Origin of the sequence: Paenibacillus sp. FSL P4-0184, assembly GCF_038004625.1 — a bacterium.
GTDB lineage: Bacteria > Bacillota > Bacilli > Paenibacillales > Paenibacillaceae > Paenibacillus_AQ.
This window is the reverse complement of record NZ_JBBORN010000002.1, coordinates 306247-322921: the sequence shown is the minus strand read 5'-3', so window position 1 is coordinate 322921 and position 16675 is coordinate 306247. Positions and strand designations below refer to the sequence as shown.

16 protein-coding genes are annotated in these 16675 nt (G+C 44.7%); 4 read left to right on the top strand and 12 right to left on the bottom strand.

What is annotated here, in order from left to right; all coding sequences use genetic code 11:
* Positions 1-95: 95 nt before the first annotated feature.
* The gene (locus MKY52_RS23200) at positions 96-2738 is read right to left on the bottom strand and encodes an adenosylcobalamin-dependent ribonucleoside-diphosphate reductase (protein ID WP_341053756.1); all 2643 of its coding nucleotides are present in this window, start codon (positions 2736-2738) and stop codon (positions 96-98) included.
* A gap of 415 nt (positions 2739-3153) precedes the next feature.
* Between MKY52_RS23200 and MKY52_RS23195 the strand changes: the two genes are divergently transcribed.
* The 3 genes from MKY52_RS23195 to MKY52_RS23185 all read left to right on the top strand — a co-directional run bounded on the left by MKY52_RS23195 (position 3154) and on the right by MKY52_RS23185 (position 7147).
* Positions 3154-4899, top strand: a complete 1746-nt coding sequence (locus MKY52_RS23195) for a DEAD/DEAH box helicase (protein WP_341053754.1) — start codon at positions 3154-3156, stop codon at positions 4897-4899.
* The gene (locus MKY52_RS23190; RefSeq protein ID WP_341053753.1) at positions 4896-5960 is read left to right on the top strand and encodes a YqhG family protein; all 1065 of its coding nucleotides are present in this window, start codon (positions 4896-4898) and stop codon (positions 5958-5960) included. Before MKY52_RS23195 ends, MKY52_RS23190 begins: the two co-directional genes overlap by 4 nt.
* Before the next feature lie 155 nt (positions 5961-6115).
* The gene (locus MKY52_RS23185) at positions 6116-7147 is read left to right on the top strand and encodes a hypothetical protein (RefSeq protein WP_341053751.1); all 1032 of its coding nucleotides are present in this window, start codon (positions 6116-6118) and stop codon (positions 7145-7147) included.
* A 172-nt stretch (positions 7148-7319) separates the two neighbouring features.
* On the opposite strand, the gene MKY52_RS23180 is transcribed toward MKY52_RS23185, so the two are convergent.
* A complete protein-coding gene (locus tag MKY52_RS23180; protein ID WP_076283115.1) occupies positions 7320-7508 on the bottom strand; it encodes a YqzE family protein in 189 nt (62 codons plus the stop codon).
* Positions 7509-7693: 185 nt separating this feature from the next.
* Between MKY52_RS23180 and MKY52_RS23175 the strand changes: the two genes are divergently transcribed.
* The gene (locus MKY52_RS23175; RefSeq protein WP_341053749.1) at positions 7694-8446 is read left to right on the top strand and encodes an N-acetylmuramoyl-L-alanine amidase; all 753 of its coding nucleotides are present in this window, start codon (positions 7694-7696) and stop codon (positions 8444-8446) included.
* Here the strand turns inward: MKY52_RS23175 and MKY52_RS23170 are convergent.
* From MKY52_RS23170 to MKY52_RS23125, 10 genes are all read right to left on the bottom strand, one after another.
* Entirely contained in the window at positions 8433-9293 is an 861-nt protein-coding gene (locus MKY52_RS23170; RefSeq protein WP_081382741.1) for a divergent polysaccharide deacetylase family protein, read from the bottom strand. The two genes, MKY52_RS23175 and MKY52_RS23170, sit on opposite strands and share 14 nt — an antisense overlap.
* A gap of 105 nt (positions 9294-9398) precedes the next feature.
* Positions 9399-10484 (bottom strand): glycerol dehydrogenase, encoded by a 1086-nt coding sequence (locus tag MKY52_RS23165; RefSeq protein WP_341053747.1) that lies wholly within the window; start codon positions 10482-10484, stop codon positions 9399-9401.
* 87 nt (positions 10485-10571) lie between these two features.
* Positions 10572-11315, bottom strand: coding sequence for an SDR family oxidoreductase (locus MKY52_RS23160; protein WP_341055609.1), 744 nt, complete (start codon positions 11313-11315; stop codon positions 10572-10574).
* Between the two features lie 187 nt (positions 11316-11502).
* On the bottom strand, positions 11503-12093 hold the full coding sequence (locus MKY52_RS23155) for a TetR family transcriptional regulator (protein ID WP_341053744.1): 591 nt from the start codon (positions 12091-12093) through the stop codon (positions 11503-11505).
* Positions 12094-12337: 244 nt separating this feature from the next.
* Positions 12338-13249 carry an alpha/beta hydrolase gene (locus MKY52_RS23150; RefSeq protein ID WP_341053743.1) on the bottom strand — a complete coding sequence of 304 codons (912 nt, stop codon included), beginning with the start codon at positions 13247-13249 and terminating at the stop codon, positions 12338-12340.
* Positions 13250-13317: 68 nt separating this feature from the next.
* A complete protein-coding gene (locus MKY52_RS23145) occupies positions 13318-13725 on the bottom strand; it encodes a MerR family transcriptional regulator (RefSeq protein WP_341053742.1) in 408 nt (135 codons plus the stop codon).
* A 168-nt stretch (positions 13726-13893) separates the two neighbouring features.
* Entirely contained in the window at positions 13894-14319 is a 426-nt protein-coding gene (locus tag MKY52_RS23140; protein WP_341053741.1) for a DinB family protein, read from the bottom strand.
* Positions 14320-14322: 3 nt separating this feature from the next.
* Entirely contained in the window at positions 14323-14850 is a 528-nt protein-coding gene (locus MKY52_RS23135; protein ID WP_341053739.1) for a HugZ family pyridoxamine 5'-phosphate oxidase, read from the bottom strand.
* 40 nt (positions 14851-14890) lie between these two features.
* The gene (locus MKY52_RS23130) at positions 14891-15670 is read right to left on the bottom strand and encodes an ABC transporter ATP-binding protein (RefSeq protein WP_341053737.1); all 780 of its coding nucleotides are present in this window, start codon (positions 15668-15670) and stop codon (positions 14891-14893) included.
* Between the two features lies 1 nt (position 15671).
* Complete coding sequence (locus tag MKY52_RS23125; RefSeq protein WP_341053734.1) at positions 15672-16661, bottom strand: FecCD family ABC transporter permease; 990 nt, start codon at positions 16659-16661, stop codon at positions 15672-15674.
* Between the last annotated feature and the right edge of the window lie 14 nt (positions 16662-16675).

The window sequence follows — 16675 nt, the reverse complement described above, 5'->3', positions numbered from 1 at the left end:
CTAATGCATAAGCATGCACACACTTGAATATCAATGATTTTTCTCGTTTAAAATGAAACATCACACTAAGTTATTCAATTTTTTGTGTCAAATACTTACCCGCAGCGACTATAACCGCAATTGCCGCAAGTCTTACAGCCCTCAATATTAATCAGCGAAGCGCCGCCGCAAGAAGGACAAAGGTCACGGGAAGCAGAAGTATGGTTATGCGCGCCATGTCCGCCCTGACCATCTTCAATAGAAGCTGCCGCAGGAACACTCGCTTTCAACTCCGCATTTAAAGCTTCATTGAAATCTTCTAGCTCCAAAGTTGCTGCAATTGGTGCAGGCAAATGATCATCATGAGCGTTATTCAGTACATGAGTCTCCAATGCCTTAGCTACAGCATCTGCAATGGATTCTACTCGATTCGCACCGAAGCCGATTGCACCTGATCCGCCGATACCTTTCAGATGTTTGATCAACAATTCTACCTTCTCACCATGATCTCCATAACGGAGGAACAAGGAGCAGACACGACCGAGTGCTTCTGCCATCGCAAAGACATCAGAACCTGCTTTACCTACATTCAGGAAGATTTCTGCCGGTGTGCCATCTAGATCATTGATCGTAATATACGCCATACCAAAAGGTGTGTTGATCTTATAGGTTGCTCCGCGCAGAACCTGCGGACGTTTCTTGTATTGTTTATCCAGCTCTTTAGTAGGAGCATGAGGTGCTGGGCTTGCCGCTACAACACTTGCACTTGCTTCAGGAGTCGCTGCAACTTCAACTGCTGGAGCTACCTCTTCTACTGCATCTTCCTTCTTCGAGGTTTGCAGAACTTGTACATCACGGCTACCATCACGGTAGATCGTAACGCCTTTACAGCCCAAATCGAAAGCCATTTCATATAGCTCAGCTGTCTCTTCTACTGTGAAGTCAGACGGGCAGTTGGCTGTCTTGGAAATCGAGCTATCTACCCAGCGTTGAATCGCTGCTTGCGCACGAATATGATCCTTAGCTGACAAATCCATCGAAGTCACGAAATAATCTGGCAGCTCTTCACCTGGATGAGCTTCAAGCCATTCTTGAGCGATTGGAACGAACTGTTCATCGTAGCCAAGGCGACTTTGACGGAAATATTTAAAGGCGAAATAAGGCTCAATACCTGTCGAGGTGCCTACCATTGTACCTGTGCTACCTGTAGGCGCTTGAGTAATTACTGTAACGTTACGCATGCCATGTTTGCGAATCGCTTCGCCAACCTCTGGATACTCTTCGAGCATATTTTTCATAAAGCCGCTCATTAAGTATTTCTCGGTATCAAAAGCGAGGAAAGATCCCTTCTCACCAGCAATCTCTGCGGATGCAAGATACGCTTCACGAGCCATAAAGCCGTACAGCTTGTCCAGGAACGCCAAAGATTCCGGGCTACCGTAACGGATGTTCAATTTAATCATAAGCTCAGCAAGACCCATTGTTCCGAGACCCACACGGCGTTCGTTTTTCTGATTCGCTTCATTTTCCGGGAAATGATAAGGCGTCTTATCAATGACATTGTCCAAGAAACGTACGGAATAACGCGTCGTAGTCGCGAGATCTTCCCAGTCTACATCATGATTCTTCTCATCGTAGAATTTGGATAGGTTCACAGCAGACAAATTGCAGACTCCCCAGCCTGGCAGTCCTTGCTCCCCACATGGGTTCGTACAAATGATCGGATTAAAATACCAGCTGTTGGACATCTGATTGTAGTATTCCATGAACACAACGCCTGGCTCAGCGGATTTCCAAGCGGATTCAATAATGGTGCGCCACACATCACGCGCTTTAACGGTGCGATAATGAATAACGTTTTTGCCCGCAGCCTTCCACTTGTCTAGATCGCCATCCCACACATCGTTGTACTCTGGATCTGTAGTATCCGGAAATACGAGATCCCAATCCAGATTTTCTTTTACAGCCTTCATAAAGCTATTGCTCACACATACCGAAAGGTTCGCATTCGTAACTTGACCCATCGTTTGCTTTACGGTAATAAAGTCCTCCACATCTGGATGCCAGTCATTAATCATGAGCATAAGTGCACCACGACGGCTACCGCCTTGTTCAATTAATCCAGTGGTATAGCTAAACAGACCGCCCCAAGATACAGAACCACTGGAAGAACCATTAACACCTCTCACAATTGCCCGGCGTGGACGTAGAGAGGATAGGTTAATCCCTACACCGCCACCACGAGCCATAATTTCTGTCATTTCAGCCAACGTTTGCATAATGCCGCCACGGCTATCTTTTGGAGAAGGAATTACATAACAGTTGAACAGGGTTAGTTCTTCACTAGCGCCTGCACCAGCAGCAATTCGTCCACCCGGTACGAGCTTCCAATCATCCAGAATCGAACGGAATTTACCCGCCCATTCTTCTTGAAGCTCAGGCGTCTTCTCCACAGAAGCCATAGCTGTAGACAGACGATCCCACATTTCCTCTGGTGTTTTTTCTATATTAAGCGTCAGCTTTTCAACATCTGATTTCACAAGTTCGCCGCTGCGCGTCTTCACGGTTACGATTCTGCCGTTACGTTCTACGATCTCTCCGACTTCCTTCGTGGGAAACTTCGGATCATCTTTTGTTAGAACGAGTACAACATCGCCCACTTTAGCATTATTGCTGTCGGCATCCTTCCAAGCATAACGATCCAAAAATATTTTTTCACTTAGCCCTTCAAGGCGTTGCTTCCGTTCCACTTTACCCAATAGAAAAACCTCCCGCAATGTAGTAAATATTAGTTCCAGTTCAGGTGTGGGCGTACATTTTGTGACCCACAACAAAAACTTCCTTACACTTATCTTCCGTCTTACGGGTGTATGTAGGAAGTTCATCTTGTCAATAACAAATAGCAGCTACGCACTTTAAAAAAATCACATTTTCATGCTTTTGTCACAATATATTGTGTGCGTCAGCTTTTAAACTATACCACATATTGTATCGAAGGTCTTTTTCGAAAATAGAGTCAAGCAGCCGAAATATCGCAAACCTTGCCGCGTTTTCTCGCTTTTACTCTCTTTTTTAAAGGCTATCAAGAAAAATAGAAGGTTATGAATTCTCTTGTTTAAGAGCATACTACTCCTACGAATGATGATATGAAATAGCACCTGAGGAGGCTGTACCATGACGCAATTATTCCGTAATTCTCTACCTCACAAAGGTGGAAAGTCAGCGCCTATACTGCCTGTTCCTCTTTCTTTTGACCGGAATTGGCTGCAGGATCTAGAACTCAAACTAGATAAAGGTGGTCCGTGGGGAGACTACCGTCTGTCCAAGCTTGCTGTGCAAGGTGAACAAACGGGTCTAGTAACCAGCTTCGATGAGCTGCAATGCATGAAGCATTTATCCGGATTATCCCCGCTTCCTCATCAGCTCGATACCGCGCATAAGGTTTTGTTTGAGATGTCGGGCCGCGCGATTCTTGCAGATGAGGTTGGACTAGGAAAGACGATTGAAGCAGGACTTGTACTCAAGGAATATCTTGTCCGCGGTCTAGTCTCTAAAGTGCTTATTCTGGTACCCGCTTCCCTCGTATTGCAGTGGGTCCGCGAGCTGAATGCCAAGTTTGGCATCTCTGCTGTTGCACAGAAAAAAGCATATTCCTGGGGGAATGCGATTGTCGTCGCATCTATGGATACCGCGAAGCGCGATCCTCATAAAGAGATGCTGCTGGAAAATGAATATGACATGTTGATTATTGATGAAGCGCATAAGCTGAAGAACAAGAAATCGACCAATTATCTATTTGTACAGCAATTACGCAAAAAATATTGCCTGCTCCTAACCGCTACTCCCGTTCAGAATGATCTGGGCGAGCTATTTAATTTGATCACTTTACTGAAACCGGGGCAATTAGGAAATCAGGGTGATTTTGCTTCGAATTTCGTCGTTGATAAACGCCAACCTAAGAATGAAGGTCAGCTAAGGGACGAGCTATCGAAGGTGATGATCCGCAATCGGCGTGGCGAAGGTCCAGTTAATTTTACGAAACGAAAAGTCCGTAATATTCCGCTAGTTCTTTCACAGGAAGAGAGAGTATTATATGACGCTGTCACTTCTTTTGTTAAAGATCAGTATCAGGAATCAGGCGGCAATCTTAGCAGCATGCTTTCCTTGGTAACGCTTCAGCGTGAGGTGTGCAGCAGTAGGGATGCCGTCTTCATCACTTTAGTTAATCTGATCAAGAAGCTGCCTGCTGATTCGCCGAAACGCGATCGGATGATGGAGCTATTGCAGACACTTCGTACGGTTAAGACCAATACCAAAGCCGAAACAACACTATCTCTCATTCAAGAAATGAATGAAAAGGTCATCGTTTTTACGGAGTATCGCGCGACTCAAGAATATTTGCTTCAGTATTTCCGCGAACATGGGCTAATGTGTGTTTCTTATTCCGGCGGGATGAATCGTGGTAAAAAGGACTGGATGATGGACCTCTTCCGCGGTCGTGCTCAAGTCATGATCGCTACTGAGGCGGGTGGTGAGGGCATTAACCTGCAGTTCTGTCACCATATGATCAACTTCGATCTGCCTTGGAATCCCATGAGAGTAGAACAACGGATTGGGCGGGTGCACCGGTTAGGTCAGGAAAATGACGTGATTATCTATAATTTGTCCACACAAGGTACGATTGAAGAACATATCCTTCATCTGCTACACGAGAAGATCAATATGTTCGAAATGGTCATTGGCGGGCTGGATGTGATTCTGGAGCGTTTTGAGAAGAAAGAATCACTGGAGAAAAGTTTATACAAAATCATGCTTGAATCCCGCTCCGATGAAGAACTGCGACATGAGTTAGATCATATCGGTGAATCCCTAAGTGAGTTGACTCAGGGTATTAAAAAGGAAAGTGAGACTGCGACATGACCCTCAACTCACAGGAAGTACGCAAACATGTAATGGATTATCTGGAGGCGACAGAATGCTCCATTATTGAAGTATCGCCCATTCACGTAACTGTAAAGCTATCGCCAAGAGCTGACAGAATGCTAACAGATCGACCTTATTATTGGGGATTCGTGGAGCGTACTGGTGTTGATCCGGAGACACTCTCTTTCACCTTTGTATTTGATCCGGAAAAATACGACAGCCAGGCAGCTTTAGAAGTTCCGCCAACGGTAAATCGCAGCATCGGAGCATTGAATCCGCCAATTACCGGAAACCCAGCGATGGGCGCCACAACAGATGCTGAGGCTAGCGCAGATCTATTGAATCCAACATCACCTGAATCTAATGTGGTTCATGTCCCCTCCTCAAATCCAGAAGATAGCATCCTAGCCCGCTACTTCGGTATTGTACCTGCATTGCCCCGAATTGGGCCCGGTATGATAAGACGTGAAGATATCATCTATGGTAGCAAGCGCCTGCAGCAAATTTGGAGTGCGGCCCAAGATGAAGGGAAATGCCTTTACTTATTTGAAGATCCCGGTAGCAGGCAGCGGAATACACTCTTCTCTGCAGCCTATGAACCGTGGCTCGGCGTCTGCTATAAAGTGGAGATGAGCTGCGATTTGAAACGGGAAGAACTGCATTATCTTGGAATATCGCTGACAAAAGGGACCATCATTGATGACTTTAACGCTAAGATAGCCTCGCGGGAGATGATCCCCCGTTTACCAGAAAACGTCCATATTCAGCCTTATGAATTAACAGTGACAGCCGCTACAGATTTATTAGAGGCTCATCTTACCTCTCATCTTGCCGAACTCGATTACACTTGGGCAGAACAGGCACGTGAGCGTCTTAGAATCGAGCTGGCTATCATTGATATTTATTACGGAGAGCTGCTGAAAGAGCCTGATGAAGAAAAACGTTTAGGCACTCAAGAGCAGTATAACCGTCGTCGACAGGAGACCATTTGGCAATATGAGCCGCAAATTGCAGTTTCTGCGATAACCTACGGACTGTTTCATCTGCGAAGCCTATAGAATGCGACCCTACTCGCTAAAAGCAGGCAAAAAAACAAGAGAACTTCCGCCTTCAAGCGCGACAGCAAGCAACAGCCTTTTTATAGCCTGTCCACTACAATAGAGTAAAGCTTAACTTTCCTGACATTTCTTAACAAAGAAAGGTGATCGACGCCATGAAAATAAGTTTGCGGCGGAGGCTGAAACTTGCGGGTCAAGGATGCCTCCTCCTGCTTCTAAGCTTTGGACTGTTTGTATCCAGTTCTGGTTCCCCTTCAGCGCTGGCGCTGGCTAGAGTAAGTGTGATCCAGTCAGTCACGCAGGATGCAACTCCTGTATTGAAGATGAGTACCTTACCTTCACCCAGTACGGTCCAAGAATTCGCTAAGGCTACACTGAACAAGCTCGCTGCAGAAGCTCCATTTACAGCCTGGAAGGATGCAAGGATAGAATATTATCCCCTTGGTCCAGGTACTCATGGCTGGCTTGTAAATGTAATGAAGGGCGAAGAACGGATCGGATACATGATCATTTCCGCCACCGATACAGGCGGATATATGTTAAGTGAATATGGAGCCGGCACTTACGGACTCCCATACAGTTTAAATGATCTGCGCCAGTTTTTGGTGCAGAAAGGTCTCATTACATCATCTTTTTCAGGAACAATAAACCTTACTGCTTTATATGCACCACTTCTACCGGTCTGGAAAATAACCATTGATGAAAAGACGGTTTACATCAATGCTTCCGTACCGCAAATTTTACCTTGGACACTGAGCAAGGCGGAAGAAGTCCTTAAAGAGCAGCCTCCAGCAACAGATGTAATTACTAATCTTAATCCTGATGTATCACCGTTATCGGCCTTCAATAGTGGAGGGTCAGATGATCCTTACGAAGATATCCTATGGCTGACTGCTCCTAAACTAACTACAGTGAGCGGCGACAATATCGCACTTCTGATCAGACCTAAGGAAAGCATCGCTTATCAAGCTGCTGGGCGAAACGACCTTGTCGGGGCACCGTTTATGATTACAGGCTATCAGAGCTGGCAGTCTTCTCAAGGTCAAGCTGAGAACAATAAAACTACCGTATACGCGGCCTCAGGCCCTGAGGGAAAACGATACTTACCACTCACTGCACTACAAAATAATGGAACACTGCATAAGCTGCCAGACAGAACGACCAAAGCACTCGGATATAATCGTTAACACAAGCATAAACGCCTTCGGCGTCCTTATGAGGACGGTAAGTGTTTATGCGAGAAATAGAAGGATAATTTATAACGTAAGCATATAAATTCTTATATTTAAACAAATGCAAATAACCTTCCACTGCCACCCATGAATAATGGCACTGGAAGGTTATTTGCTATCTATACGTTTATTCTTTTTTGCCATGACTCCACTTGCTTCGCCAGATAGACCACCCAAGCGGGAGCATGCCAAACCATTTTTGTGACCACGGCTGCTTCGTAGCCGCTCTACGAGCATGAATGGCACGCGGATCCTCGATATATACGACTACCTTCTCCGTTATATACTTTACAAGCTCATCGCCACCGGAAGCCATTTTAACACCTCCTAAAAATGTAAGTGAATTCAGATTATCAGCATCCGTTCCATGGTCTTAGTGTGCACCACTCCACTTGGATCTAAACACTACAGACTTCTGATTTGTCGAATAGGTTTACCTATTAAAGCACAATCTAACAAAGAATCCAGAAGACGTTATTCACTTGCAAGGAGGCGTTTCACTTGAACAACTGGAGAAAACAACCCTTTCCCAGAACAGCAGCTGCTCTATGTGGCTTTCGAATCACTCTAACTACCCTAGGACTACTAATGTTGTTTATGGGCAGCTCCTTAGCCTCTGCGACACCAGAGAAACCCGTGATGAAGGATGACCGTCAGCATTTATTAGGTCACGGACACCGTATGATCCTAATTGATGCGGGACACGGAGGCATCGACGGTGGAACTTCCTACGGTAATATTCTTGAAAAAGATATCACCTTAGATATCTCACGTCGATTATTTCTACTTCTGAGTAGCGATGGTTTTGACGTTGCTTTAAATCGCAATGGAGATTATGCCCCAAGTGATGAGAACCGCTGGCTGCGTAGTAAATCTCGACATCTGCGGGATCTTGCACAGCGTAAAGAACTTGCTGAGACATTACCTGCTACTGTAGTGGTAAGCATCCATATTAACTGGGCGCCTTCCCCATCCAAACATGGTCCACTTGTATTGTACCGTCAAGAGGGCCGTAGCTTCATCCTTGCTAAGTCCATTCAGCATCAGCTAAACAATCTTTACGATGTCGAGGCTCATCCAAGACCAGGCAAGCCCTTTTATTTACTCAACAAAATAACCGCCACAACTGTTATCGTTGAGGCGGGTTTTGTAAGCAGTCCGACTGACCGCGCAAAGTTATGCACCCCTAAAGGGCAGCAACAAATCGCTGAAGCCATCGCTGATGGTATTGTAGCTTATCTTATGGAAGTTTAAGTTGGGAGCTCCATTTCATCTCGTTTTTAACCAGATCAGAAATCCCTATAAACTCAACATTGTCTTTCATCTGTTCAATACCGCTGCGGATTCCTGCGGCGGTCTCTTTCCCAAATACACCAACATGGCCAATCGTTACACAAAATCGTTGATCCTTCGCCATGTCTTTGACGAGACCCATTTGTTTCAGAACATGACTTGCTGTATGTGTATCATCTAAAAAGATATGGTTCTCTACGCGTGGCAATCCCATCCGATAAGCCATATTGCCAGCAACGGAACGGTAGTTGGTCTTGCTGTCTACAAAAAATAATCCTCTTTCTTTGCATACAGATAAGATCACCGCCATAATCCGCTCATCCCCGGTAATTTTCGAGCCCATATGGTTATTTATCCCGATCGCATAAGGAACATTATCGAGTGCTGCCTCAACCTTTTGTCGCACTTCCTCATCGGACATTTTGGCCAATATGGCTCCTGGTCCAAGCCATTTAGGATTACCTTGGCGCGGCTCCATCGGCAAATGAACCAGAACATCATCTCCGCGTTCATGGGCGCGGGTGGCATCCTTTACGGATGTAGGTAAAAAAGGCATGACGGCTACAGTAAGCTTTATCGGTAACGAGAACATTTCATCTGTCCCCTTCATGCCATTGCCGAAATCGTCAATAATGATAGCGACCTTATCACGTTTGGGTGCACTCTCTTCAAGCTGCGTATTTGTAGCGTTGTCTTTAGACGTGGCAGCAGAGACAGCCGGCGTAGCCGGAACAATTGTGGTAATCAATACTGCGGCAACAGCAAGCCAATTCAGTAAGTAACGTTTAACCTTTCGACTGTCCTTCATCAAGAGGAACGCCTCCTTCGTCTTAAACAATTGTTCTCATTGTTTGGTTCACGAAGGTTAAATATGTACGGGGAGGGTTCGCAAAAATTTACAATCGAGCTGTTGCTAATGCCCGCGCTTGTCTGTGGCAAGGATTGCTTCCAGCACATCCACAGATTGAACTTCAAATGGCATATTCTTCATTGGGCTATCTTGGGAGCAGCTAGCTTCTGCCACCACCATTAATTTATCCATATCGCTACTGGTAATCCCAAGCTCCTTAAGTGTAACGGGAAGGCCGACTGTTTTGCAGAAAGCAATGACCTGAGCGATCTCATCTTCTGAAGCCTTCTCCAAGACCAACTGCACGATTGTAGCAAAGGCAACCTTCTCACCATGCAGCACATTCCTGCATTCCTCATGCAGGGTCAGTCCGTTATGAATAGCATGGGCTGCAGCAAGCCCACCACTCTCAAACCCAACGCCGCTCAAGTAAATATTAGCTTCAACAATATGTTCCACAGCAGAAGAGATGATCCCCTGTTTAACATCCAGGAGTGCGGATTCACCTTCAGCAAGAAGTGTGTCCAGACAAGCACGTGCTAAAGAGAACGCTGCGATTGTGCTAGTCCCGCCTGCATGAGTAACCGCTCCTGATTGACGGCAAGCTCTTGCTTCGTAATAGGTGGACAAAGCATCACCCATTCCAGCCACCAGCAATCTTGTAGGAGCTTTAGCGATGATATCGATATCTGCGATCACCATATCAGGATTTCTTTTTAATGGAAGGTAACAGTCGAAGTCACCTTCGTCCGTATACAACACTGATATAGCGCTGCATGGTGCATCCGTCGAGGCCACTGTGGGTACAATAACTACCGGGAGATCCGCCATGTGGCTTACTGCTTTTGCCGTATCTAGGGTCTTGCCGCCACCGATTCCTAAGATAACTTCAGCGTCCTTCAGGCCAAGTTCTAGCACTATCTCATCCACCTGTTTACGGCTGCACTCACCCTTGAATTCGCGCATTATAAGGGGAATATCGTTCACTTCAAAGCTGTGTAAGATATCCTCCTTGTACACGGAAAAAATAAAAGGATCTATAATTGCAAAAGCTCTGTTCGATCCTAGCTGCAAACAATAATCTCCCAGCTTACGAATCTCGCCATACCCCTGAATATATTTAGTCGGTGAACATAAGATCTGCGTCATGGTTTCACTCCTCTTTTTGTATATTCTTTTATTCTAAGGAGTGTTGCTTCAGACTGGCTATAAAAAAAGATGCTATAGACTTTTGTCTCAAATAAATCCGCCGTTCACACGAATCGTCTGGCCCGTAACCCACTGTGATTCCTTACTGGCTAGAAACAGTACTACACTCGAGATATCCTCAGGCTCACCTAAGCGTCCAAAAGAATTCATACTCCCAACATTCGTAATCTCTTCAGCTGACTTCCCAACTGTGAAAAGCTCCGTATTAACAGGACCTGGCGAAACCGCATTAATGGTGATTCCTTTTCGTCCAAATTCTTTAGCTAACTGACGAGTGAATTGTTCCACTGCTCCCTTTGTTCCTGCATAAACGCTGTAGGTTGGGAACATCTGGCCTGTAACCGATGTCGAGAAATTAATGATCCGTCCGTTCTCACTCATATGTTTAGCCGCTTGCTGGCAAGCAAAAAAGGTACCCCTCACATTGATGGCGAACTGTTTGTCGAAGTCTTCTTCCGTCATACTCGCAATCGGCTTTGTGATCATAATGCCTGCGTTGTTAACGAGAATATCGATTTGTCCATAAGCTTCCAATGTGGCTTGGAATAATTGTTCTAGCTCTGCCACTTGGCTGATATCCGCTCGGATAGCGATAGCTTCTCCACCCTTTTGCTTAATTTCGTTCACAACTTCCTCTGCCTTGCTTGGACTTCTTGCATAATTAACAACAACCTTCGCACCATGTAACGCCAAGTTCACCGCAATTTCCCGTCCCATACCTCTTGAAGCTCCAGTCACTAATGCAACTTTTCCAACCAAATTCTGATCCATCATTTATTCCTCCTATTCGTTTGCCTTTCTTGTTGGTCTGATTATAAATCGAACACTCACAAATAACAAGTGACAATTATTATTTTTTGTCATTCAACACAATTATTCTCCAGACGCAAAAAACCTTCCGATCTTCATCAAAAGGTTTTGTCCATCATTTTTCTATTATGAAATATGCTATAACAATTTATGACGAAATTCCGGAAAGCATCAAATCCCAAACCGAGGCAAACTCCTGATCAATCGAACCCGATTGCCACTCTTTCGCGTGAGCAGGATGATGAAATCGTGATGTTGCATTAAAAATAGCTCTCGCCGTAACCTCTGATTCCAACGCTTTAAACTCCCCGGTTTGTATACCTTTTTCAAGAATGCGTGCGAGTTGCCCAATTAATTGATCTACGTGTTGGGTAATCATATCTACGGCTTCTAAAGTTACAGAGGCGTACATAGCAAACATTTCGGAATCATCTACAGCATAGCTCCGTTTACTGCGAATTAGAGTATCTAACCACAAACGTAGCTGCTCTTTGGCATTCCCATCAAATTGCTCAGTAACGTCCTTCAATGGGGCTAAAATATTTTGATGCAACCATCTTTCGGTTACCGATTCGCGCAAAGCTGCTTTACTGGAAAAATGTCTATATAGCGTACCATGACTAACTTTCAGTACCCTCGCTACATCAACAACTGAAGTCTTATCCGGGCCAAAACGCCGGAGTACTTGTTCAGCCGCATCCAAAATGTTTTCTTTAGATAATGGAAGATCATTCGACATTGGTATTTCCCCTCGCTCTATTTCTGATGGTACTTATCATAGCATATAATATTCAAAAACGAACTGACAATAATCTTACTTTGTCATTTGTAGAATCAATATCAGTATATACGTGCACAAACTTATCAAACTAAGATCCACATTTTAGTATCCAATTCTCATCAGCCGCTGAGTACTTACCATCCCCCAACAACAAAAAACCTCCTTGATTTCTCAAGAAGGTTCCTTACTTTTATCTACTTACTCACTCGTCCAGCTTCGCCCTAACAAACTTGCCAATCTTCGAAATCGCCTGCTCTGCTTCTGGGAGCATGTACGCTAAGAAATGAAAAACACTCCACATATTATCCCATATTTCCAGTTCCACATGAACACCCGCTCCTCTCGCCCGTTCAGCCAACCTCGTTGAATCGCTTAATAGCACCTCATGGTTGCCTACTTGAACAAGTAAATCAGGCAATCCCTGCAAATTCATTCTTAACGGCGATAATATTGAAGCCCACTCGGTTCGAGTACCTACATATGCTTCAAGTATCCGTTTATTCCCTTCCAAGCTACCTGTCGGATCAAGCTCCGCACGACTCTGATACGATTCACCATCCAAATGAACAAGATCTGTATGCGGCGAGATAAAAAAAGCACCTGCTGGTAACTCGCTCCCCTCATCCCTCAAAGTAATCAGTGTCATCAGCGCAAGGCTGGCTCCAACAGAGTCTCCTCCAAACACGATATCACTGGCAGAATATCCATTTGCAAGCAACCACCGGTAAGCCCCTATACAATCTTCATTAGCGGCGGGATAGATATACTCGGGTGCAAGGCGATACTCAATAATTAGTACTTTCATGCCACTCGCCTTTGCAATTCGTGCTGCTAGATCCCGATAAAATTCACAGGTTCCTGAAACAAAACCACCACCATGAAAATAAAGAATCACTTTATCATCAGGTGGAGCTGCTTCCACAGGAATGATCCACTCTCCGCTTAATGGCCCAACCCTGACCCGCTCGACTGTAACATCCGTATGACTAGGCATATTCGCAGCCGCCTCAACCATTTCTTGCCGGATATGCTCTACAGACTTACTTTCAAACCGATTGGTTTGTTTCAGGTAATCTTTGATCGCTGCAAGCTGTTCTATACTCGTCTTTTCCATATCGATAATCCCTCCTACAGGTCTTTTCAACTCAAAGTGTAAAGCCTGTAGGTGACTACAAGGTCAAGTTAAGATTCCATTTTCAGGATTTCTAGCGTTGACTGTACTCCAGGGTGTTTATCCGTGGCTAATAAATTTTTTCTCAAGTCTGCGAGAGAAGCAAGCTTTATCTCCTGCTTTGCAATTTCATTGCGGACTCGATCCATTTTTTTATCTACAACTTTCACAAAATCATCTATGCTAATGCCACTGCTTTCCGATTTTAACAATGCCTTTTTAATTTCCTTTAGGGTGAATCCACATTGCTTAGCATTATGTATAAACGTAAGTCGACTTAGTGCTTCTTCAGAATAAAGACGGTAGCCGGCTTCCGAACGTAAAGGCGTACTAATTAGACCCAGTTCCTCATAATACCTCAGTGTTTCCATATTCACATTTGCCATCTTGGCCATTTGGCCTCGCAAGTATTCCGTCATGATATACGCCCCCTTGGAATTCCCTATATTATACCAAAATCCAGATAATACAGAGGGTATCAAAATAGAGCCAATAATTAATCGGGACAATTTAAAACTCCTTATCTACACAAAAAAACGGCATTTCTGCCGTTTCCCCATGTCTACTCTACTCTATTCTTCTACCTACTATACTTCACTTCGAACCGCATTTTTCTGTATTAGAGAAATCTGTCCGGCATGAATACCTGTGTGATACATAAGTCTTCCTACCGCTTCAAGCGGAGTAGATGTGCCAAAAGACGACTCTACGCTTACATGCCAAGCATCTTCCGGAAGCTCCCGCATCGCTGCAATCAGATTCTCGTTGGAAGCAGACAGCAGATCCACCAGTTCACTTAATGTAGTATACGCCGCGTCATCGGCTTGAGTTTTAGGTCTACCAAAGAACCACTCTGCAAACATAAATTCTACCTCGGCATTATGAGAAATCAAACCTCCGATGGATGAATTTCCTAATTTAAGATTTAAATCTTCTTCCGGCAATGCCTTCACCATTTTATGAAATCGCTCTTGAACCGCTTGCCAGATGGGCAGTACTGAAGTAATAGTCATCGGCTATTTGCTCCCTTGCACAGCTGCTTCTTCGTCTTTCTTCTTATCAATAACAACGTGATTAAATACATTCGCATCTACATCAATATCGAACGCCAATCCAAAACCTACAACATAACGCCCCTTCAACGGAGTTAGTTCGAACAATGAAAAATCCAGTCCTCTCAGCAATTTCAGCATGGCCTCACCATGGTCAGCATTGAACAATTCAAAAATATCCTCATATCCATCATTGCCGATATTGCTTGAGGTACAACTCCAGCGCACACGCTCAGTTGCAAATTTATTGTTTGTTTCAGACTCATCCGCAATTAGAAAGGCATCCACAAAATCATTATTTTCCATATAGTCATAGTGCTCTGCGATCTTACTAATATAGATATACAGCTTGCCGTCTTTCTTTACGAAAGGTGCGTAACTGATAAAGGGCTTACCTTCATCATCGATCAAACTCAAAATCAGGTTCTTACGTTTATTAATAAATTGCAAGTAGTTTTCTTTATTTTTCTCCACATCTACAGGCTTCTTCATTTAAAATCCCTCCATGAATAGGTTGTGTCACACTATGAATCTATCGAACAGTACTCAACAAATGAATACGAGGTTTCTTCTCTGTGGGCACATACTGGACTTCCGAGTCCATCCGGTATATATCCCTTATCATATCGGTTGTCATGACTTCATTCGGTGTGCCATACATCGCCCTCTCACCCGCCTGCACTACAACGATACTATCGCTATACGTAGAAGCTTGATTGAGATCATGCAGCACCATCACTACGGTCATGCCCATGTCTTGATTTAACTCGCGAACAAGCTCAAGCACTTCATGCTGGTGAGAGATGTCCAAGTACGTGGTTGGTTCGTCAAGCAACATGATGAGTGGACGCTGTGCTAATGCCATTGCAATCCAGGCACGCTGTGATTCACCACCTGACAATGAAGCTACGGCTCGGTCCTTATACTCCATCAAATGTGTTTTTTCAAGGGCCCAATGAACAATGTCCATATCCTCTTGGTTCAATCTTTCAAACCACTTTTTATGTGGATATCTGCCATACGAGACCAGATCGATCACAGTCATATCACTCGGTGCTTGATTCTTCTGGCTCAGCATGCACATTTTTCGTGCGACTTGTTTGGCGCTCATGGTCTTCAGATCCGTACCATCGAGTATGACCGTACCCGTGTGATAAGGAATTAGCCGTGATACCGCTTTGAGCAAAGTGGATTTACCGGAACCGTTCGGTCCTATGATGGAGACGATCTCACCCTTTTTTACGGAAAAAGAGAAGTTGTTAATCACGCTTTTCTGCTCATACCGAATCGAAATGGAATCGACAGTAAACATGTTAGAACGCCTTCTTTCTCATCAGGTATAGAAAATATGGTCCGCCAATCACAGCCATAAGGATACCTGCAGGGATATCCAGGGGTGCAAACAGGGTACGTCCACCTGTATCCGCAATTAACAGAACCAATGCACCTAGAGCCATACTCATCGGTAAAAGATATTTGTAATCTGAACCCACGAGCATTCTCGCCATATGAGGTACAACTAGACCGACAAATCCGATCATTCCAATAGCTGCTACAGAAATAGCCGCTAGAAATACTGCCAGCAAGGAGAGCAGGATACGAATTTGGTTCACATTTTCACCCAGATTCGAAGCCACCTGATCACCCAGACGAATGATATTTGCCTTACGAATGGCAAAGAACGATAGGATCCAACCTGCAATCGCATATGGGAAGACCATCATTAACGCATTATTCCCTTTTGCCGCAAGACTGCCGTTAAGCCATTGAACCGCTGCAGGGAGTCTATCGCTGTACATGATTGTTAATAGTCCAATAAGTCCTCCGCAAAGCGCATTCACAGCAACACCAGATAAAATAATAGTAATCGGTGAAATACCGGTTCGTCTCCACGCTAATGCATATACAATACCAGCAGCAATTAGCCCTCCAACAAAAGCGGCAATCGGAATGAACTCAGTATACTGTGGTGCAGCAAGCATTATGACAAGAACACATGCAGCCGCGCCGCTAGTTACACCCGTCAATCCAGGATCAGCAAGTGGGTTACCCATCACAGCTTGCAGCAGTGCGCCCGAGATCGCTATATTCGCTCCGATGATCATCGCCAGTAACACACGTGGCAATCGAATATCCCATATGATGGTGGTATTCACCGCCTTAGACGATGAACCAAAGATCGTGCTTAGTATGTCTGATACCGGAATGAAAACAGAGCCTAATCCGATGGCAATAATCGCGGCAACGAGCGCTAATAGAACCGTTACAATAACAACTACTCTGCTACGAGATGTATTTATCACTTGCTGTCTCCTTT